Source organism: Eubacterium album (genome assembly GCF_025336545.1).
Taxonomy (GTDB): Bacteria; Bacillota; Clostridia; order Lachnospirales; family Lachnospiraceae; genus Eubacterium_U; species Eubacterium_U album.
The window spans coordinates 360,356-380,798 of record NZ_JAODBU010000003.1; the positions used below are offsets into that span (position 1 = coordinate 360,356).

Sequence of the window (20,443 nt, forward strand, 5' to 3'; positions counted from 1 at the left end):
TATGAGTGTAAATAGAGAATTGAATAGTATGGAGAAAAGACGTGATACTATTTTGGATGATGACAATGAAAATGCTATAAAATTAAATGATGAAGATCGAAATACAATCACAAAGAATAAATCTAAAGATAAATTACTCAAGAAAACATGGGTGGTATGTCTTCTTGCAATGGTGTGCTGTTTCCTTTGGGGCAGCGCATTTCCATGTATAAAAACAGGCTACAGAATGCTTGATATTAAATCAGGAGAATATGCCTCACAAATATTATTTGCGGGTATAAGATTTGCATTAGCCGGTATTTTAGTAATTGTAACTAACAGCATAATACGAAGAAAAGTAATTCTTCCAAAGAAACCAGGATACATTTTTACGCTCAGTATATTCCAGACATCAGGACAGTACCTGTTCTTTTATATAGGAATGGCGCATACGACAGGAGTACGTAGTTCTATTATTACAGGTTCAGGTGTATTTTTAGCAATTGTGGTAGCGGCTTTTATTTTTCATCAGGAAAAATTGAATGCAACTAAGATAATAGGTACGTTGATTGGATTTGCAGGAGTTTTAATTGTAAATATAACAGGAATAAACGGTGGCGGACAATGGTCGTTTATGGGAGAAGGATTTATATTTCTTGCAGCGATTTCGTCCGCATTTTCATCTTCATTTATTAAGAAATTTTCAAATGACGCTGATGTTGTAATGCTTAGTGGATATCAGTTTTTTTCAGGTGGAGTAATTTTGGCTGTGATTGGCAAACTGCTTGGCGGAAATGTAGTTATTTCAACTCCTAATGTTGTTATAATGATTATTTACATGGCATTTATTTCGGCGACAGCATATACAATATGGAGTATATTATTAAAATTTAATACGGTATCAAAAGTTTCTGTATACAAATTTATGAATCCTGTTTTTGGAGTTATTCTTTCAGCTTTATTTTTACCGGGAGAAAGCAGCCAGATAGGTGGACAGGTTATTGTAGCACTGATGTTTGTATGTGTAGGAATTGTGATTGTAAATAACGTTCAAACACACCAATAAATTTGCAAAAAAAGTAACGAAATTATGCAGATTAACAAGTTTTACATTGTTATAGTCAATTGTTTTTAGTATAATAGAGTTTATCAGTTTAAAGTGTTAGCGTAAATACTGCTAAAATTTATTACATAAGGAGATAACATAATGAGCGTAAAGGAAATGATTTTAGACTCAAAGCATGAGTGTATGAGCCGGGACGAGATGGCAGCACTTCAGGGAGAGAGACTTGTTGATTTAGTAAACAGAGTTTATAACAATGTACCATTCTACACAAAGAAGATGAAAGAATTAGGTGTAGAACCCGGTGATATTAAAGGAATTGAAGATATTGTTAAACTTCCATTTACCACAAAGGAAGATTTGAGAAATAATTATCCATTCGGACTTAGAGCAGTACCGCAGTCAGAAATTGTACGTGTACAGGGAACTTCAGGAACAACAGGTAAGCTTACTATAGTGCCATATACACAGAAGGACATTGATGTATGGGCAGAATGTGTAGGAAGATGTATGACAATGGCAGGACTTACAAAGGAAGATGTAATTCATGTATGCTATGGTTATGGTTTGTTTACAGGTGGACTTGGAATGGATTTTGGTGCAAGAAGAATTGGCGCTATGACGGTTCCTATGTCTGCAGGAAATACACAGAGACAGATTATGTGTATGGAAGATTTTGGCGCAACAGCTCTTACATGTACACCATCATATGCTTTGCATCTTGCAGAAACAATTACAGAGATGGGCAAGGTTGATGATATGAAATTAAAAGTCGGAATTCATGGAGCAGAGCCTTGGACAGAAGAAATGAGAAAGAAAATTGAAGACATTTTACATATTGAATGTTTTGATATTTACGGATTATGTGAAATTACAGGACCGGGTGTTGCAATGGATTGTAAACAACACAATGGATTACATATTAACCATGACTTCTTCTATCCGGAAGTACTTGATCCTGTTACAAATGAATCGGTAGGAGACAATAATTTAGGTGAACTTGTATTTACTACTTTAGTAAAGGAAGGTATGCCGTTACTTAGATATAGAACTAAAGATTTAACAAGCATTGACCATACTACATGTGAATGTGGAAGAACAACACCTAGAATTTCTAAATTCAAAGGACGTACAGATGACATGAAGGTTATTCGTGGTGTAAATGTATTCCCAACACAGGTTGAAACAGCACTTTTATCAATGGGTGGAGATATTTCTAACCATTATATGATGATTGTAGACCGTGAAAATAATACAGATAAACTAACAGTAATGGTTGAAGTAAATGAGAATCTCTTCTCAGATGAAATTAGCAAGTTAAATGATTTGAAGAAGAAGGTTGGAGCTAAATTAAAACAGGCTTTAGGTATATCTGCTGAAATTAAATTAGTAGAACCTAAGACAATCCAGAGAAGTGAAGGTAAAGCAGTACGAGTAATTGATAATCGTAATTTGTAATAGCAGGAGATAACGGATATTTATAATCGTAATTTGTAATAGCAGGAGATAACGGATATTTATAATAATAAATAATAAGTTTTTATTATAAATAATCGTAATCTTAATCGAAATCGTAATTTATAGGAGGTAATTTTATGGCATTAAAACAGTTGACAGTGTTCCTTGAAAATAAAGAAGGACATTTAAATGATGTATTAAAGACTTTGGCAGACAATGATGTTAACATTATTGTAGCAGCCTTAGCGGAATCAGCTGATTTCGGAATATTAAGAATGATTGTTCCAGAACCTGAAAAGGCTAGAGAAATTTTAAAGAATGCAGATTTTTCTGCAAAATTAACAGAGGTACTTTGTGTAAGCGTTCCTCATAAAGCAGGTTCACTTGCAAAGACTTTAAAGGTTCTTGCAGATGCTAATGTAAATGTAGAATATATGTATGCATTTTCAAGTGGAATCAACGCAGCAGCAGTTATTAAGACAAAAAATGTAAATGTAGCTACAAAGGTTCTTGAATCTGAAGGATTTGAATTCTGGGATGAAGAAAAAATTAAAGATATTAGTGAACAGTAGGATAGTTTAACAAATTAAAAAGCATTGTTAAATTGTTAAATGGAAAGCAATAATGTGCATAAAAGTATAAAGAAACTAAAAAAGTTTTAATAATTGAGAGAACGATAGTACATAAAAAGAAACTAAAAAAGTTTTATTAATTCAAAGAATTAAAGTATGTATAAAAGAGACTTAAAAAAATACGGATGACTTGCAAAAGACAAATTTGCCGGATATTTTAAGTCTCTTTTTAATGCTCTTAATGATTCTTTATTCTGTATTTTGTTATTAAAAGTGTTTATATAAGTAATATTTGCAATAGTGTTTGAGTGGAGTTTTAACTCCGAAGTTAGTTTAGATTGTTCCGTAAATTTTTCAAATAAAAGTGTACCATATAAGTAAGGACACATCTGCCATGGCACAAAACTAATTCAATGAAAATAATTATATTTTTTACGGAATATATCGAAAAAATAATATATATCCGTAAATTGGTTTACATAATGAAAAAGTAACTTATTTATATTATGGTTTACCCAATAAAAAATATTGAATTTCCATATTATATTATAGTTTTTTTATATAAATATTAAATTCCTAAAATTTAGTTTCCATAATAAAAAATAATAATCATATATTAATTGCTCTATATAATGAAAAAATAGTGATTATACATAATTTGATTAGCATAACAAAAAAAGAAATTTTTGCCTTGAAATAAACGAAAAGTTAGCTTTCACTATATATAGTGCAAAATAAAATTTAACATTATATAGAATTGTAAAATAAATGATTGTATAATTTTCTTATGATATTTGATTCTGTATAACAATACAGTTAGTAACAACGGAGATGTCATATTTTGAAAAAGATATGTTAAGTAGTACAAAATGTACAGAAGGGTGAGGTGTAAATATGAATATTTGGCATGATATTAATCCAAAAAGAATTCAGCCATCAGATTTTATTGCAACTATTGAAATTAGCAAAGGAAGCAAGAAAAAATATGAATTAGATAAGGAAACAGGTTTGATTATACTAGACCGTATCCTGTATTCATCAGTTCATTATCCTGCTAATTATGGATTTATTCCACGAACGCTTGGAGATGATAAAGATCCGCTTGATGTGTTGGTATTATGTTCAGAAGAAATAGAACCAATGTCACTTGTAAGATGTTATCCGATAGGTGTTATGTATATGACTGATAATGGGGATAATGACGAAAAGATAATTGCAATTCCATATGGCGACCCAACATATAACGGATATGTGGATATACAACAATTACCAGAACATATATTTGCGGAAATAAAGCACTTCTTTAATGTATATAAGGATTTAGAGGGAAAACAGACTGCTGTTAAGGAGTTTGGCGGACCTGTTGAGGCTGCTAAAATAATATATCAATGTTTGGATAATTATAATGAAAAATATGGGAAAAAAGATGAATAGTCTGCTATGAAACAGATTCAACTTGCTTTGAAAATAATTAAATTGATTTGAAAAATAGAGATTCATTTTGTTTTACAAATAACATATTTTAAAGGTGGTAAGATTATGATTAATGAAAGAATTTCAGCCCTTAGAAATTTAATGGAACAAAATAAAATTAATGCTTATGTAATTCCGACAAGTGATGAGCATGGTTCAGAATACTTGAGTGACCATTTTAAAACGAGAGAATATATGTCAGGATTTACAGGCTCAGCAGGAACATTGGTAGTTACAATGTATGAGGCACTATTATGGACTGATGGAAGATACTTTATTCAGGCAGCAGAACAACTTCAAGATAGTGAAATTAAACTTATGAAAGCCGGAGAAGAAGGGGTGCCTTCTGTAGAAGAATATTTAAAGAAGAACCTTATTGAGGGCAGTGTAATAGGATTTGACGGACAGACAACTAATGCAAGACAGGCAGAAAAATTAGCTGAAATTTCAAAAATGAAAATAAAGAGTGACGTGGATTTGGTTGGAGAAATATGGAGTGACAGACCTGCTATAGAATTTAAACCTATATGGAGATTAATGGATAGATATGCAGGAGTTTCTTATCCTGAAAAAGTAGCTAATATAAGAAAAAGAATGGAAGAGGAAAAAGCGGACACATTACTTTTGACATCGTTAGATGAAATTGCATGGGTTACAAATATCAGAGGTGATGATATTGAGTATAATCCGGTATGCTTTTCGTATATGGTAATTACAAAATATGATAGTCTGTTATTTGCAAATACAAAATCATTTGATGAAAAAACAATATACCGTCTTTCGGAAGAAGGGGTTAAAATTAAAGAATATGATGAAATATATGATTATGTAAAAGTTATTCCTGAATATACAACATTATGGTTAGATAAAACAACAACAAATTATAGTATTTTACGTTCCATAAAACCAGAAGTAAAGATTATAGATAAATTTTCACCTGCATTGCATTTGAAAGCAATCAAAAATAATGTGGAAATTGAAAATATGATTAATGCTCATATAATGGATGGCGTTGCAGTGACCAGATTTATTTATTGGTTAAAACATAATGTAAGCAAAGAAAAAATGACAGAAATATCTATTGCAAATAAATTAGAAGAATTTAGAAAATCATGGAAAACATATTTGGCACCAAGTTTTGAAACTATAGTAGGATATGCAGACCATGGCGCAATAGTTCATTACAGCGCAACTAAAGAAACAGATTATGAAGTTAAAGCAGATAATTTTGTTTTAATTGATTCAGGCGGACATTATGTAGAAGGAACTACAGATATAACAAGAACAATAGCCCTCGGAAATATATCTACAGAGCAGAAGAAGATGTATACAGCTGTTCTTAGAGGAAATTTGAAGCTTGCAAATGCAAAATTCTTATCAGGATGTACAGGAGTATCACTTGATTATGTTGCAAGACAACCACTGTGGGAAATCGGATATGATTATAGACACGGTACAGGTCACGGTGTCGGTTATCTTCTTAATGTTCATGAGCAGCCGAATGCATTTAGATATATGTTAAGAGAAAATGTTGAAGAAAATGCAGAATTTAAACCGGGAATGATTACTTCAGATGAACCCGGCGTTTATTTGGAAGGACAATATGGAATAAGGCTCGAAAATCTTTTGCTTTGTGTTGAAAAACAGGTGACTGAATACGGACAGTTTTTGGGATTTGATACACTTACATTAGTCCCATTTGATGTAGACGCTATAGATGTAAATATAATGTCTGACTATGAAATACGCCTTTTAAGACAGTATCATAAACTTGTTTATAAAAAGATTTCTCCATATCTTAATATTGAGGAACAGGAATGGTTATACGAAGTATGTATGGAAATTTAAATATATTTTTGTATAATAATGACTAAATTATGTGCGAAATAGATGAATTACAAAAAAATACTTGTCTAAATTGTATGTTTTATGATAGACTACTCGCAATTAATGGTAGTTGTATATGTTAGTGAAGAAAAGCACGGTACAGTAGAACGAAAGTTTACTGCACCGTGCTTTTTTGTGCGTTAGCAATGAGGCCACGTACCATAAAAAACAAATATTTCTGTGAAAGCTTGCTTTCAAAAAGAAATATTTGTTTTTTATGTGATGCGGCGAATGCCGCATCAGTGAAATGAAGCGAAGCGAAATTGAACTGTGCGTGGACGAAGTTAAGGCGAATGCCGCATCAGTGAAATGAAGCGAAGCGAAATTGAACTGTGCGTGGACGAAGTTAAGGCGAATGCCGCATCAGTGAAATGAAGCGAGTATACAATGAAAGTTAAAGAAAGACAAAAGGAGGTTCTTATGCCAAAGAACAGAAAAGAAGAAACGATTTACACAATAATGATGGTCATAGTAATGGTTTATGCAATGGTATGTTATAACATAGCAATGGATGTAGGTGGAATGAAGAATTTTGTATTTTTAGCAGCACTTAGTGAACTGCCGATAATGTGTATAGCAGCATTTTTACTTGATACATTTATAGCCGGACCAATAGCAAAAAAAGTAGCTTTCAGACTGGTAAATCCAAAAGAAGATAAGCCAATATTTGTTATTTTGGCAATATCAGTATTATCAATCTGGCTTATGTGTCCGATGATGAGTTTTGTGGCTGTAGTTTTGTTTAAAAATGCTTTTGGTCCACAACTTATAGCAGTGTGGATTCAGACAACTATAATAAATTTCCCTATGGCATTTTTCTGGCAATTATTTGCTGCCGGCCCGCTGGTAAGAACGATATTTGGAAAAATATTTAAATAATCGTAAATTTGAAAAAATATATTATGAAAAATCGCAGAGTCGATTTTGAAAAAAGTAAAACAAGAAAATATATTTGAAAATTACAAATTTATTCGATTGATAAAAATTCAACATATTAATTTCGCCTTTTGCATAAATTATAAAAAAGAAAAATGCAAAAGGCGAGAAGTGAAAGAATATATTGAAGAAAGAACGATTGAAATAGCAAATTACATTATTGAATGCAATGCTACTGTAAGACAGGCAGCAAAGACATTTGGTGTAAGTAAAAGCACGGTACATAAAGACTGTACAGAACGGTTAGGCAGGTTAAATCCAGGATTGGCAAAGCAGGTTAGGAAAGTTCTTGATGTAAATAAGTCAGAACGTCATATTAGAGGTGGACTTGCAACAAAAGAAAAATACGCACATAATCATGTATGAAGAAATAAAAGCCATTTAGTTATGGCTTTTATTTAATTATGACAATAAAAAACCACATCTTACGATGTGGTGTTAATTTCGGGGGACCTGGCGGGAATTTCACCCACCAGGTTGAGTATGAAAAACTTAAAAATACGTCATTATAGGGTATGACGTATACAAACTATGCTGCACTACCTAAGTAGTACTCTATTATGTTACGGTACATATGTGAACGAAATATGAACACGATGTAAATAATTTTTTAAATGCAAAAAAAATAAAACATACTTTAATTTTTATATAAAATTGTATATAATATTTGTGCGGGAAATCGTGATTAATACGGGATTGAAAGATGTATAACGTGTTTATTTTTTATAACAACTTTTAATCTGTCATAAATATCCAATTTAAAAAGGAGAAAGATATGTTTGATACAGACATTGGAATAGATTTAGGTACAGCAAGTATTTTAGTATATATAAAAGGAAAAGGTGTGGTTTTAAAAGAACCATCAGTTGTTGCTATAGATAGAGATACGGATACTATAAGAGCAATTGGAGAAGAAGCAAGATTAATGATAGGAAGAACACCTGGAAATATTGTTGCGGTAAGACCTCTTAGACAGGGAGTGATTTCTAATTATTCAGTTACTGAACAGATGATAAAGTATTTTATTCAGAAAGCTGTAGGAAAACGTTCTTATAAGAAACCAAGAATTAGCATTTGCGTTCCTAGTGGAGCAACAGAAGTTGAAACTAAAGCTGTAGAGGATGCATCATTCCAGGCAGGGGCAAGAGAAGTATTTATAGTGGAAGAACCGTTAGCAGCTGCTATTGGTGCAGGAATAGATATTTCAAAACCATGTGGAAATATGGTGGTTGACATAGGTGGTGGAACAACAGATATAGCAGTTATTTCTTTAGGTGCTACTGTTGAAAGTACTTCTGTAAAGGTTGCGGGAGATGATTTTGATGATGCGATAGTCAGATATATGAGAAAAAAACACAATCTTTTAGTAGGAGAAAGAACTGCTGAAGAAATTAAAATCGGAATAGGTACATGTTTTAAGAAAACGGAAGTTAAGAAGATGGAAGTAAGAGGTAGAAACCTTGTTACAGGCCTTCCTAAGATTATAGAAGTTACATCAGAAGAAGTTGAAGAAGCTTTAAGAGAAGCGACAACACAGATTGTTGAAGCTATTCATGGAGTGCTTGAAAATACACCTCCTGAACTCTCAGCAGATATTGCGGTAAGAGGAATTGTTCTTACAGGTGGTGGTTGTCTGTTAGACGGATTAGAAGAATTGATTGAATCTAAGACGGGAATCAATACAATGACAGCTGAAGATCCGATGACTGCGGTCGCTATTGGTACAGGAAGATACTTAGAAGTTATGGATGAAATGAACCAGGAAAAATAATAGATAATAAGGCTGTCTGGAAAAGGCAGCCTTTTAAATTAAAAGGAAAAGATATGTCGATGAAAACTATTACCGGATATGTAGAAATAATTACATTTAGAAATGAAGAAAATGGCTATACTGTTTTAACTATGTCTGTGGGAAAAAAAGATGTAAAAGTAACCGGAGTATTTGGATATATTGGTGAAGGGGAATATATCGAAGTAGAAGGCGAGGAAGTATTTCATCCTGTTTTTGGTGAACAGATAAAAATGAAATCGTATAAAACAATTCCGGCAAATGACGAATATTCAATTAGAAAATATTTAGGGTCAGGAGCAATTAAGGGGTTAGGTCTTGCTCTTGCGGACAGAATCGTAGACAAGTTTAAAGAAGATACATTTAGAATAGTTGATGAAGAGCCTGAAAGATTAGAAGAAGTCAGAGGAATAAGTTATAAGAAAGCCATGGATATTGCAAGCCAGATTCAGGCAAAAAAAGATATAAGAGACGCAATGATATTTTTACAAAAATACGGTATTTCGTCGGCGATGAGTCTTAAAATTTATAATTATTATGGCGAAGAAATTTATCAGATTATAAAGAAAAATCCATACCGAATTGCTGATGAAATACGAGGAATAGGATTTACAACAGCTGATGAAATAGCTAAGAGGGCAGGAGTGGAAGTTAATGCTTCTATTCGAGTTAAAAGTGGAATGGTATATGCACTTTCTAAAGCATCAGAGTCAGGGCATACATATTTGCCAAAAGAAAATCTTATTCAGGCAACTATTAGTTTGCTTGGGTTAAGAGACCAGTATCAGAATGCCGATGGTACATATAATATGGACTTGTTGGACAACTATTTTATTGACCTTGTAATGGAAAAGAAACTTATTGTTAAAGAAATCAATGAAGTACAGGCTGTATTTTTGTCTACATATTATTACACGGAAATGAATGTAGCAGGAATGCTTCTTGATTTGGATTTATCAATGCCGGCGGATGAATTTGTGGAAAGTGTAAAATTAGATACCATCCAGAGAAAAAATAATATTGTACTTGATGATTTGCAAAAAGAAGCGGTTATGGCTACGCAAAGCAATGGAGTGGTAATTTTAACAGGTGGACCGGGAACGGGAAAAACTACTACAATTAATGCGATTATTCAAATGTTTGAAAGTGATAATTTGGAAATCAGCCTTGCGGCGCCTACAGGAAGAGCAGCAAAACGAATGACTGAAACTACAGGTTGCCAGGCGCAGACAATACACAGGCTGCTTGAAATAAACGGAAGTACCGGAACGGATGATTCATTGGATATGGACGCTAAGTTTGAAAGAAATGAAACAAATCCAATAGAAGCAGATGTAATTATAATAGATGAAATGTCGATGGTTGATATTTTCCTTATGCATTCTTTGCTTAAGGCTGTAGCTCATGGAACAAGACTTGTTCTTGTAGGGGATATTAACCAGCTTGCAAGTGTCGGACCGGGAAATGTATTAAAAGATATCATTGATTCCGGAAAATTTAAAGTGGTAACGCTTAATAAGATTTTCAGACAGGCGGGTGAAAGCGGAATAGTAACAAATGCCCATAAAATAAATGAAGGAAAAGCAGTTGAACTAGACAATAGCACGAAAGATTTCCTTTATATAAGAAGAAATACACCTCAGGAGGCTTTGAATGCAACAATAGGTCTTATAATGACAAAACTTCCTGACTATGTAAAATCAACACCGCAGGAAATACAGGTTCTTACACCTATGAAGAGTGGAATTCTTGGTGTTGAGAATATGAATGTTGAATTGCAAAAATATATTAATAAGCCGGACAAATATAAAAAAGAACATGAATTTGGCAAATATATATTTAGAGAAGGCGACAAGGTAATGCAGATAAAAAACAATTATCAAATTGAATGGGAAGTTAGATTGCCTAATGGAGCCTGTATCGATTCAGGAAAAGGTGTATTTAATGGAGATTTGGGAATTATAAAAAATATGAATAACGATTCACAGATTTTAGAAGTCGAATTTGATGAAAATAAAATGGTGACATATACATTTAGGGAAGCGGAAGAATTAGAACTTGCATATGCAATAACTATTCATAAATCTCAGGGTAGTGAATATCCGGCAGTTATCATGCCTCTTGTTACAGGGTATCAGCAACTTATGACGAGAAATCTATTGTACACCGGAATAACAAGAGCGAAAAGTTGTGTATGTATTGTTGGAAGAGAAGATACATTTCAAGGTATGATTAAAAATGAAGACCAGCATAAAAGGTATTCAGGATTACAATGGCAGTTGCAGACATTTGAAACAGATAAAGAACCTGTAGAGAATGACAAATAGAACGGCATAAGTGCTGTGTCGATTTTTGGTGATTATACATTCGGCAATTGTAGAAAATGACAAATAGAACAGTATGAGTTAATGGAATAATGTTGTAAATATGCAAATAATAAACAAAATAGAAATATTAAGAAAGGAAAATAAATATAAATTTTAATTAATATTATAATGCTTTGCTAGAGTTTATTTTATAAAACCTGGTTTATTATTGGAAATTTATTGAGTTAAATACATAAATACATAATATAAGATTATTTGAATTAATTAAAAAAAGATTTACGTAGGAAATGAAGGAGAAGATTTTAAATGTATTTTTCCCTAGAACCTGTCCGGTATGTGGGGAAGTGGTCAAAGGACAGGACAAATTTGTATGTGACAAATGCAAGGGTAAAGTGTTTTACATGAAAGAGCCTAAATGTGCAAAATGTGGAAAAAGTCTTAAAGAAGACGGCACATTGTGCAAAGACTGCAGAGAGCATAAGCATGCATATGAAAAAGGCGTGTGTCTTTTTCAATATGCAGGTGGAATAAAAGAATCCATGTATAGATTTAAATATAAAAATGCAAGAGAATATGGAGCGTATTATGGATGGGAGACTGCAAAGCGTTATGGAAAATTATTTGAACAATGGGGAATTGACTGCATAATGGCAGTACCGGTTTCTAAAAAGAAGGAAATAAAGAGAGGATATAATCAGGCGTATGTATATGCCAAAGAAATTTCCCGATATACGAAAATACCTATTGATAAAAAATGCCTTGTGCGAGTTGAGGATACAAAGCCGCAAAAGGAATTTGTAGGAATTGCAAGAAAGAAGAACGTTGAAAATGCATTTGCTATATATGAGGAAAAGGCAAAAGAATATAATAAGGTATTATTGGTGGATGATATTTATACGACAGGTAGTACTATAGATGCGTGTACACGGGTCCTTAAGGCGGCAGGCGTTAAAGAAGTATATTTTGTATGCATAAGTGCCGGAGTGTTGTAACCTTAAAAAACAGCCACCTTAAAAATAGCCTTAAAAAATATCTTGACGCTATATACAGATTATGTTATATTAATCAAGCGAGGACTAGGTCTTTTTTTTTTGCAGAAAAAATGACTTAAAACAAGATACAAAAAATGATTATAAATAAAGTGGAGGTTAAGCCATGAGAACAAGAATTACATTAGAATGTACAGAATGCAAACAGCGTAATTACAATACTACAAAGGATAAGAAGAGTCATCCGGACAGAGTAGAAACAAAGAAGTATTGCAAGTTCTGTCAGAGACACACAATGCATAAAGAAACAAAATAGTCAGTTTTATATAATGGAGGGATTAAGATGGGAGAAGCATCTAACAAGTCAAAGGGCTCTGTAAAAAAATGGTTTGCAGGCTTGAAGGCTGAATTCAAAAGAATAATCTGGCCAACAAAAGCATCCGTTATAAGACAGACTGTTGTTGTAACAGTGATCACAGTTATTTTAGGTGTTCTTATTAGCTTAATTGATCAGCTCATTCAGTTTGGGTTGGATCATATTATAGGATAAGAATAAAATAATGAAGAGGTGATTATATGTCAGAAGCAAATTGGTACGTAGTTCATACTTATTCAGGTTATGAAAACAAAGTAAAGACTAATATTGAACAGACAATTGAGAATAGAAAATTGCAGGATCAGATATTAGAAGTATCAGTTCCGATTCAGGAAGCAGTTGAAATTAAGAATGGTGTAAAAAAAGTTACACAGAAGAAGATGTTTCCGGGATATGTACTCATTAATATGGTTATGAATGATGATACATGGTACGTTGTTCGTAATACGAGAGGAGTTACAGGATTTGTAGGACCAGGATCAAAACCTGTTCCACTTACTGATGCAGAAATGCTCTCACTTGGAATTAACAAGGGTCCGGTTACTCTTGAATTCTCAGAGGGAGATACAGTTGCAGTAATCAAGGGCGTATGGGAAGGCACAGCAGGTGTCATTAAGCGCATTGATGAAAACAGACAGACAGTCACAATTAATGTGGACATGTTTGGTAGAGAAACTCCGGTAGAATTAGATTTTACTGAAGTTAAAAAGATGGATTAGAACCATTTGGTTTTAATAGATTGCTTTACATATTTGTAGAGCAGTGGGAGGGATTCCCGATAATACCACAAATTTTAGGAGGTGCCGAAAGATGGCAAAGAAAGTAGAAGGATACATTAAATTGCAAATCGAAGCTGGCAAAGCAACACCAGCACCACCAGTTGGACCAGCACTTGGTCAGCATGGTGTAAACATCGTTCAATTCACAAAGGAATTCAACGCAAGAACTGCAGATCAGCCGGGAATGATTATTCCAGTTGTAATCACAGTATACCAGGATAAGAGTTTTAGTTTTGTAACAAAGACTCCACCTGCAGCAGTTTTATTAAAGAAAGCATGTAACATCCAGAGCGGAGCTGGTAACTCACTTAAAGAAACAGTTGCTACTATTTCTAAAGCAGATATCCAGAAAATCGCTGAAACAAAGATGCCGGATTTAAATGCAGCTAGCATTGAAGCAGCAATGAGCATGATTGCCGGAACAGCTAGAAGTATGGGAATCAAAGTTGAAGACTAATTTTCGTAGATAAATAATATCGCGAACAACAAAAAGTTATTAAACGACTTATGTTGTAATTTAAAATGAATTGAGAAATGTGGGAGGTTTATCCGTTATTACCACAAGGAGGTTTAAATGAAAAGAGGAAAGAAGTATTTAGACGCAGCTAAGTCAATTGACAGAGCAGCTCAATATGACACAGAAGAAGCAATTGCATTAGTTAAGAAATCAGCTACTGCAAAATTTGATGAAACAATAGAATGTCACATCAGAACAGGATGTGATGGACGTCACGCTGACCAGCAGGTTCGTGGTGCTGTTGTATTACCACACGGAACAGGTAAGACTGTTAAGGTTTTAGTTTTCGCTAAGGGAGACAAGGTAGACGAAGCATTAGCAGCTGGTGCAGATTTCGTAGGCGGAGATGAATTAATTCCAAAGATTCAGAATGAAGGATGGTTCGACTTTGACGTAGTTGTTGCTACTCCTGACATGATGGGTGTTGTTGGTCGTTTAGGACGTGTACTCGGACCTAAGGGATTAATGCCAAACCCTAAGGCTGGAACAGTAACTATGGACGTAACAAAGGCTGTTAACGACATCAAGGCTGGTAAAATTGAATACAGACTTGACAAGACAAACATCATCCACGTTCCAGTTGGAAAAGCTTCATTTACAGAAGAACAGTTAACAGATAACTTCAACGCATTAGTTGATGCTTTAAACAAAGCTAAACCAAGCGCATTAAAGGGACAGTACTTCAAGAGCGTAACTCTTACATCTACAATGGGTCCTGGAGTTAAGTTAAACGTTGCTAAGTTAAGCAATTAATTAACAAATATAGATTAATACAATCTGATTGTTATTAATTAATAAAATTATTGACAATTCAATAATTGTGTGCTAGTATGCACAAAGTGGTTAATACCAATTGCCGAAGACAGTAGGTGACATTAGTCGTAAATCATAAGATGCCTACCGAGGAATAAGAATTTTTAATGACTTATACACCTCTCTGTCCAGGCAGAGAGGTTTTTATATTGAAAATCTATTCGGCTTAATGTTTGGTTGAACCTAATTTTAATAAGGAGGCAAAACATTCATGGCAAAAGTAGAAGTAAAGAAACCTATAGTAGACGAAATTGCTGAATTACTTAACGGTGCTGCAACAGCAGTTGTAGTTGACTACCGTGGTCTTACTGTTGAACAGGACACAAAGCTTCGTAAACAGTTAAGAGAAGCTGGTGTTGTATACAAAGTATACAAGAACACAATGATTAATTTCGCTATTAAGGGAACAGAATTCGAAGGTCTTGCTGAATACTTAGAAGGACCAACAGCTATCGCTATTTGTAAAGAAGATGCTACAGCAGCAGCTAGAGAATTAGCTAAATTCGCTAAAGACGCTGAAGCTCTTGAAATCAAAGCAGGTGTAGTTGAAGGTGTATGCTACGATGCAGCAGGAATTGCTCAGATTGCAAACATCCCATCAAGAGAAGTACTTATTTCAAAGTTACTTGGATCTATGCAGTCACCAATTACAAACTTCGCTCGTGTTATTAAGCAGATTGCTGAAAAGAACGAAGAAGTTGCATAAATCTGAATTATCAGGTTTTTATTGACTGAACGAAAGTTCAAAGAATTAATTAATTTATTATATGGAGGATTAAACAATGACAACAGCAGAAATCATTGAAGTAATTAAAGGTTTATCAGTTTTAGAATTAAACGATTTAGTAAAAGCATGTGAAGAAGAATTTGGCGTATCTGCAGCAGCAGGTGTTGTAGTTGCAGCAGCAGGAGATGCTGGAGCAGCAGCTGAAGAAAAGACAGAATTTGATGTTGAATTAACAGAAGTTGGAGCTAACAAGGTTAAAGTTATCAAGGCTGTTAAGGATGCAACAGGATTAGGACTTAAGGAAGCTAAAGAAGTAGTTGATGGAGCACCTAAGGTAGTTAAAGAAGGAGTTTCTAAGGAAGAAGCTGAAGCTCTTAAGGCAGCTCTTGAAGAAGTTGGAGCAGTTGCTACAATTAAATAATTATCGCGAAGCTTTGAGCAAAGCGACGTAACATAAAAAGAGATAGGTTCTATTATGCTTGCATAAATAAGAACCTATCTCTTTTTATGTTACGCGGCATTCTGCGAATGCCGCGTGCTAATTGATTTGCGAAGAAAATCAATTAGAGGAACGAGATTTTAGAAAAAACAGCGAATGCCGCGTGCTAATTGATTTGCGAAGAAAATCAATTAGAGGAGCGAGCTTTTAGAAAAAACAGCGAATGCCGTGTGCTAATTGATTTACGAAGAAAATCAATTAGAGGAACGGCTCTTTGTCTAGCATTGGGGTAATCTCTTATATATATCGTGTGTAATTCTGCAATAAAATTAAAAAAATGGTAAAAACATCAAAAAAGTCGTTGACATATAGATGAGTTTATGCTAAAGTGTAGAGTGCTTTATTGTGAAAATAGGGGTAATTTGCGCCCTATTGAATGAACAAAAAGACAAATTATAGACAAGGGGTGAAATGTCGATGGAGAAAAAGAGAATCCGTCCTGTGAAATCAGGTAGAAGCCTTCGTATGAGTTATTCTAGACAAAAAGAAGTTTTGGATATGCCAAATCTTATTGAGGTACAGAGAAATTCTTATGAATGGTTCCTTAGTGATGGACTAAAAGAAGCGTTAGATGATATCTCTCCTATTGAAGACTACAGCCAGAACTTAAGCCTTGAGTTCGTTGACTTCAAGTTATGTGTTGAAGATAAGAAGTATACGATTGAGGAATGTAAAGAAAGAGATGCAACATATGCAGCTCCTTTAAAAGTAAAGGTTAGACTTCATAACAAGGAAACAGGTGAATTTACTGAACATGATATATTTATGGGTGATTTGCCTTTAATGACAGAAACCGGTACATTCGTAATTAACGGTGCAGAACGTGTAATTGTCAGTCAGTTAGTACGTTCTCCTGGAATTTATTATGGTGTAAGTCATGATAAAGTTGGTAAAGAAATCTTTACATCAACTGTAATTCCTAACAGAGGTGCATGGTTAGAATACGAAACAGATTCAAATGATATATTTAGCGTTCGTGTGGACAGAACAAGAAAAGTGCCTGTAACAGTTCTTATTAGAGCTTTAGGAATAGGTACAAATGCAGAAATTATTGACTTGTTTGGCGAAGAACCTAAACTTCTCGCAAGTTTTGAAAAAGATCCATCAGAAGGATATCAGGATGGTCTTTTAGAACTCTATAAGAAGATTCGCCCAGGTGAACCTTTAAGTGTAGATAGCGCAGAATCATTAATTACAGGTATGTTCTTTGATTCAAGAAGATATGATTTGGCTAAAGTTGGACGTTATAAATTCAACAAGAAGCTTGCATTAAAGAACAGAATCAAAGGTCATGTACTCGCTGAAGATGTAGTAGATGCTACAACAGGTGAAGTACTTGCAAACGCAGGTGACCGAGTAACAGAAGAAATGGCAATTAAGATTCAGAACGCAGCAGTACCAGCAGTTTGGATTCAGACTGAAATTAGAAATGAAAAAGTTCTTTCTAATATGATGGTAGATATTAATAGCTACGTTGATTTTGATTGCACTGATTTAGGCGTTAATGAAGCAGTATTTTATCCGGTTCTTGAAGAAATACTTCAGGAAAATGATACAGAAGAAGATCTTAAGGATGCAATTTCAAGAAGAATACATGAATTGATTCCTAAGCATATTACAAAGGAAGATATTTTAGCATCTATCAATTACTGTATGAATATCGAATGCGGTATTGGTACAGCTGATGATATTGATCATTTAGGAAACAGACGTATCAGAGCCGTAGGCGAATTGCTTCAGAACCAGTACAGAATAGGTCTTTCAAGAATGGAAAGAGTTGTTCGTGAAAGAATGACAACACAGGATCTTGAAGGAATTTCACCTCAGACTTTAATTAATATAAAACCAGTAACAGCAGCTGTGAAGGAATTCTTCGGAAGTTCTCAGTTATCACAGTTTATGGATCAGAATAACCCACTGGGTGAGTTGACACATAAGAGACGTCTTTCAGCGTTAGGACCTGGTGGTCTTTCAAGAGACCGTGCCGGATTCGAAGTTCGAGATGTACATTATACTCATTATGGTAGAATGTGTCCTATTGAAACTCCTGAAGGTCCTAACATCGGTTTGATTAACTCATTTGCAACTTATGCAAGAATTAATGAATATGGATTTGTAGAAGCTCCTTACAGAAGAGTTGATAAGTCAGATCCATCAAACCCAAGAGTAACAGATGAAGTTGTATATCTTACAGCTGATGAAGAAGATAATTATACAGTAGCACAGGCTAATGAACCACTTGATGAAAATGGATACTTTATCCATAATAACGTATCAGGTCGTTACAGAGAAGAAACATCTCAGTTCCCTAAGAAGAGAATTGATCTTATGGACGTTTCTCCTAGAATGGTATTCTCTGTTGCTACATCAATGATTCCGTTCTTGCAGAACGATGATGCTAACCGTGCGTTGATGGGATCTAACATGCAGCGTCAGGCTGTTCCACTTATGACAACAGAAGCTCCTGTAATCGGTACAGGTATGGAAGCAAAAGCAGCTGTTGACTCAGGTGTATGTGTTGTCGCTAAACGTGCCGGTGTAGTTGAAAGAGCTACTTCAAAGGAAATTACTATTAAGTATGATGATAATGGAGAAAAGGAAACATATCATCTTTTGAAATTCCAGAGAAGTAACCAGGGTAACTGCTATAACCACAGAACAATCGTATTTAAGGGTGATCATGTGGAAGCAGGAGAAGTTATTGCCGATGGTGCATCAACATCTAATGGTGAAATCGCACTTGGAAAGAACCCATTAATTGGTTTCATGACATGGGAAGGTTATAACTACGAAGATGCTGTTTTACTTAGCGAAAGATTAGTACAGGATGATGTTTATACATCAATTCATATAGAAGAATACGAAACAGATGCAAGAGATACAAAACTTGGACCTGAAGAAATCACAAATGATGTTCCGGGTGTAGGTGATGAAGCACGTAAAGACTTGGATGAAAGAGGTATCATCAGAATTGGTGCTGAAGTTCGTGCCGGAGATATTCTTGTTGGAAAGGTTACACCAAAGGGTGAAACAGAACTTACACCTGAAGAAAGACTTTTAAGAGCTATCTTTGGTGAAAAGGCAAGAGAAGTAAGAGACACATCACTTAAAGTGCCACATGGTACTTCAGGTATCGTTGTAGATGCTAAAGTATTTAAGAGAGAAAATGGAGATGAATTAGCTCCTGGTGTAAACGAATCAGTTCGTATTTACATCGCACAGAAGAGAAAGATTTCAGTTGGTGATAAGATGGCCGGACGTCATGGTAATAAAGGTGTAGTTTCACGAGTATTACCAGTTGAAGATATGCCATTCCTTCCAAACGGAAGACCACTTGATATCGTACTTAACCCATTGGGTGTACCTTCTCGTATGAATATCGGACAGGTGCTTGAAATCCACTTTAGTTTAGCTGCTAAGGTATTAGGATTTAACATTGCTACACCGGTATTTGATGGTGCGGATGAAAATGATATTATGGATACTCTCGAATTAGCTAATGATTATGCTAATATGGAATGGGGAGATTTCAAAGAAAAATATAATGATACATTACGTGAAGATGTAATGTCTTACCTTGAGGAACATCTTGACCACAGAGAAGAGTGGAAGGGTGTACCAATTTCAAGAAATGGTAAGGTAAGATTAAGAGATGGTAGAACAGGTGAATATTTTGATAGCCCGGTTACAATCGGATTCATGCATTACCTTAAACTCCATCACTTGGTTGATGATAAGATTCATGCACGTTCAACAGGTCCTTACTCACTTGTTACTCAGCAGCCACTTGGTGGTAAAGCTCAGTTCGGTGGACAGAGATTTGGTGAAATGGAAGTTTGGGCGCTTGAAGCTTATGGCGCATCATATACTCTTCAGGAAATCTTAACGGTTAAGTCTGATGATGTTGTTGGACGTGTTAAGACATATGAAGCAATTATTAAAGGTGAGAATATTCCACAGCCTGGAATTCCAGAGTCATTTAAGGTTCTTTTGAAGGAACTTCAGTCACTTGCCTTAGATGTTAAGGTATTAGATGAAAATGACGAAGAAGTAGAATTAAAGGAAAGCATTGATTATGGTGAAACAAACATAAATGCAATTATTAACAACGATAGAAACTTTAATTCAAATAAAGAAAATGCCAATGATTTTGAAAAAGCTGGTTATACAACACAGGAATTCGTTAACGAAGAACTTCAGGCAGTTGGCGCATCAGAAGATGTTTCTAGTGACGACAACGAGTAGTAGAAGGGAGATTT

18 protein-coding genes and 1 other annotated feature are annotated in these 20,443 nt (G+C 34.4%); all 18 genes read left to right on the forward strand.

Going from position 1 to position 20,443, the window contains the following annotated elements; all coding sequences use genetic code 11:
* The first annotated feature begins 1 nt into the window (after window position 1).
* The 18 genes from N5B56_RS04160 to rpoB all read left to right on the forward strand — a co-directional run bounded on the left by N5B56_RS04160 (window position 2) and on the right by rpoB (window position 20,429).
* A complete protein-coding gene (locus N5B56_RS04160) occupies window positions 2–1,045 on the forward strand; it encodes a DMT family transporter (protein ID WP_022089886.1) in 1,044 nt (347 codons plus the stop codon).
* A 141-nt stretch (window positions 1,046–1,186) separates the two neighbouring features.
* Complete coding sequence (locus N5B56_RS04165; protein WP_260978445.1) at window positions 1,187–2,500, forward strand: phenylacetate--CoA ligase family protein; 1,314 nt, start codon at window positions 1,187–1,189, stop codon at window positions 2,498–2,500.
* A gap of 137 nt (window positions 2,501–2,637) precedes the next feature.
* Window positions 2,638–3,072 (forward strand): hypothetical protein, encoded by a 435-nt coding sequence (locus N5B56_RS04170; RefSeq protein WP_117908852.1) that lies wholly within the window; start codon window positions 2,638–2,640, stop codon window positions 3,070–3,072.
* A gap of 894 nt (window positions 3,073–3,966) precedes the next feature.
* Window positions 3,967–4,506: an inorganic diphosphatase gene (locus N5B56_RS04175; RefSeq protein ID WP_022089883.1), complete on the forward strand. Its 540-nt coding sequence runs from the start codon at window positions 3,967–3,969 to the stop codon at window positions 4,504–4,506.
* A 105-nt stretch (window positions 4,507–4,611) separates the two neighbouring features.
* A complete protein-coding gene (locus N5B56_RS04180) occupies window positions 4,612–6,393 on the forward strand; it encodes an aminopeptidase P family protein (protein ID WP_117908856.1) in 1,782 nt (593 codons plus the stop codon).
* Between the two features lie 459 nt (window positions 6,394–6,852).
* Window positions 6,853–7,311 carry a DUF2798 domain-containing protein gene (locus tag N5B56_RS04185; protein ID WP_117908858.1) on the forward strand — a complete coding sequence of 153 codons (459 nt, stop codon included), beginning with the start codon at window positions 6,853–6,855 and terminating at the stop codon, window positions 7,309–7,311.
* Between the two features lie 168 nt (window positions 7,312–7,479).
* Window positions 7,480–7,734 (forward strand): sporulation transcriptional regulator SpoIIID, encoded by a 255-nt coding sequence (gene spoIIID / locus N5B56_RS04190; protein ID WP_117909042.1) that lies wholly within the window; start codon window positions 7,480–7,482, stop codon window positions 7,732–7,734.
* A gap of 409 nt (window positions 7,735–8,143) precedes the next feature.
* Window positions 8,144–9,139: a rod shape-determining protein gene (mreB, locus tag N5B56_RS04195; RefSeq protein WP_117908860.1), complete on the forward strand. Its 996-nt coding sequence runs from the start codon at window positions 8,144–8,146 to the stop codon at window positions 9,137–9,139.
* Between the two features lie 59 nt (window positions 9,140–9,198).
* Window positions 9,199–11,484 (forward strand): SF1B family DNA helicase RecD2, encoded by a 2,286-nt coding sequence (gene recD2, locus N5B56_RS04200; RefSeq protein ID WP_118565303.1) that lies wholly within the window; start codon window positions 9,199–9,201, stop codon window positions 11,482–11,484.
* A 287-nt stretch (window positions 11,485–11,771) separates the two neighbouring features.
* Window positions 11,772–12,476: a ComF family protein gene (locus N5B56_RS04205; protein ID WP_260978446.1), complete on the forward strand. Its 705-nt coding sequence runs from the start codon at window positions 11,772–11,774 to the stop codon at window positions 12,474–12,476.
* 163 nt (window positions 12,477–12,639) lie between these two features.
* The gene (gene rpmG, locus N5B56_RS04210) at window positions 12,640–12,789 is read left to right on the forward strand and encodes a 50S ribosomal protein L33 (RefSeq protein WP_022089874.1); all 150 of its coding nucleotides are present in this window, start codon (window positions 12,640–12,642) and stop codon (window positions 12,787–12,789) included.
* Between the two features lie 27 nt (window positions 12,790–12,816).
* Window positions 12,817–13,023 (forward strand): preprotein translocase subunit SecE, encoded by a 207-nt coding sequence (gene secE / locus N5B56_RS04215; protein WP_022089873.1) that lies wholly within the window; start codon window positions 12,817–12,819, stop codon window positions 13,021–13,023.
* 26 nt (window positions 13,024–13,049) lie between these two features.
* A complete protein-coding gene (nusG, locus tag N5B56_RS04220; protein ID WP_022089872.1) occupies window positions 13,050–13,568 on the forward strand; it encodes a transcription termination/antitermination protein NusG in 519 nt (172 codons plus the stop codon).
* 91 nt (window positions 13,569–13,659) lie between these two features.
* The gene (gene rplK / locus N5B56_RS04225; protein WP_022089871.1) at window positions 13,660–14,085 is read left to right on the forward strand and encodes a 50S ribosomal protein L11; all 426 of its coding nucleotides are present in this window, start codon (window positions 13,660–13,662) and stop codon (window positions 14,083–14,085) included.
* Window positions 14,086–14,202: 117 nt separating this feature from the next.
* Window positions 14,203–14,898 carry a 50S ribosomal protein L1 gene (gene rplA / locus N5B56_RS04230; protein WP_022089870.1) on the forward strand — a complete coding sequence of 232 codons (696 nt, stop codon included), beginning with the start codon at window positions 14,203–14,205 and terminating at the stop codon, window positions 14,896–14,898.
* An 85-nt stretch (window positions 14,899–14,983) separates the two neighbouring features.
* Window positions 14,984–15,114, forward strand: a sequence feature (ribosomal protein L10 leader region).
* Between the two features lie 55 nt (window positions 15,115–15,169).
* The gene (gene rplJ / locus N5B56_RS04235; protein ID WP_022089869.1) at window positions 15,170–15,664 is read left to right on the forward strand and encodes a 50S ribosomal protein L10; all 495 of its coding nucleotides are present in this window, start codon (window positions 15,170–15,172) and stop codon (window positions 15,662–15,664) included.
* Window positions 15,665–15,740: 76 nt separating this feature from the next.
* Window positions 15,741–16,106, forward strand: coding sequence for a 50S ribosomal protein L7/L12 (rplL, locus tag N5B56_RS04240; RefSeq protein ID WP_022089868.1), 366 nt, complete (start codon window positions 15,741–15,743; stop codon window positions 16,104–16,106).
* Window positions 16,107–16,601: 495 nt separating this feature from the next.
* Window positions 16,602–20,429: a DNA-directed RNA polymerase subunit beta gene (gene rpoB, locus N5B56_RS04245; protein ID WP_260978447.1), complete on the forward strand. Its 3,828-nt coding sequence runs from the start codon at window positions 16,602–16,604 to the stop codon at window positions 20,427–20,429.
* Window positions 20,430–20,443: the final 14 nt, after the last annotated feature.

Bases quoted from the DNA above. Each gene is read 5' to 3' on its own strand.
- nusG (WP_022089872.1), top strand. From the start codon at position 13,050: ATGTCAGAAGCAAATTGGTACGTAGTTCATACTTATTCAGGTTATGAA.
- mreB (WP_117908860.1), top strand. From the start codon at position 8,144: ATGTTTGATACAGACATTGGAATAGATTTAGGTACAGCAAGTATTTTA.
- rpmG (WP_022089874.1), top strand. From the start codon at position 12,640: ATGAGAACAAGAATTACATTAGAATGTACAGAATGCAAACAGCGTAAT.
- recD2 (WP_118565303.1), top strand. From the start codon at position 9,199: ATGAAAACTATTACCGGATATGTAGAAATAATTACATTTAGAAATGAA.
- N5B56_RS04185 (WP_117908858.1), top strand. From the start codon at position 6,853: ATGCCAAAGAACAGAAAAGAAGAAACGATTTACACAATAATGATGGTC.
- N5B56_RS04205 (WP_260978446.1), top strand. From the start codon at position 11,772: ATGAAGGAGAAGATTTTAAATGTATTTTTCCCTAGAACCTGTCCGGTA.
- N5B56_RS04165 (WP_260978445.1), top strand. From the start codon at position 1,187: ATGAGCGTAAAGGAAATGATTTTAGACTCAAAGCATGAGTGTATGAGC.
- N5B56_RS04175 (WP_022089883.1), top strand. From the start codon at position 3,967: ATGAATATTTGGCATGATATTAATCCAAAAAGAATTCAGCCATCAGAT.
- secE (WP_022089873.1), top strand. From the start codon at position 12,817: ATGGGAGAAGCATCTAACAAGTCAAAGGGCTCTGTAAAAAAATGGTTT.
- rplL (WP_022089868.1), top strand. From the start codon at position 15,741: ATGACAACAGCAGAAATCATTGAAGTAATTAAAGGTTTATCAGTTTTA.
- rpoB (WP_260978447.1), top strand. From the start codon at position 16,602: ATGGAGAAAAAGAGAATCCGTCCTGTGAAATCAGGTAGAAGCCTTCGT.
- N5B56_RS04170 (WP_117908852.1), top strand. From the start codon at position 2,638: ATGGCATTAAAACAGTTGACAGTGTTCCTTGAAAATAAAGAAGGACAT.
- rplJ (WP_022089869.1), top strand. From the start codon at position 15,170: ATGGCAAAAGTAGAAGTAAAGAAACCTATAGTAGACGAAATTGCTGAA.
- N5B56_RS04180 (WP_117908856.1), top strand. From the start codon at position 4,612: ATGATTAATGAAAGAATTTCAGCCCTTAGAAATTTAATGGAACAAAAT.
- rplK (WP_022089871.1), top strand. From the start codon at position 13,660: ATGGCAAAGAAAGTAGAAGGATACATTAAATTGCAAATCGAAGCTGGC.
- N5B56_RS04160 (WP_022089886.1), top strand. From the start codon at position 2: ATGAGTGTAAATAGAGAATTGAATAGTATGGAGAAAAGACGTGATACT.
- rplA (WP_022089870.1), top strand. From the start codon at position 14,203: ATGAAAAGAGGAAAGAAGTATTTAGACGCAGCTAAGTCAATTGACAGA.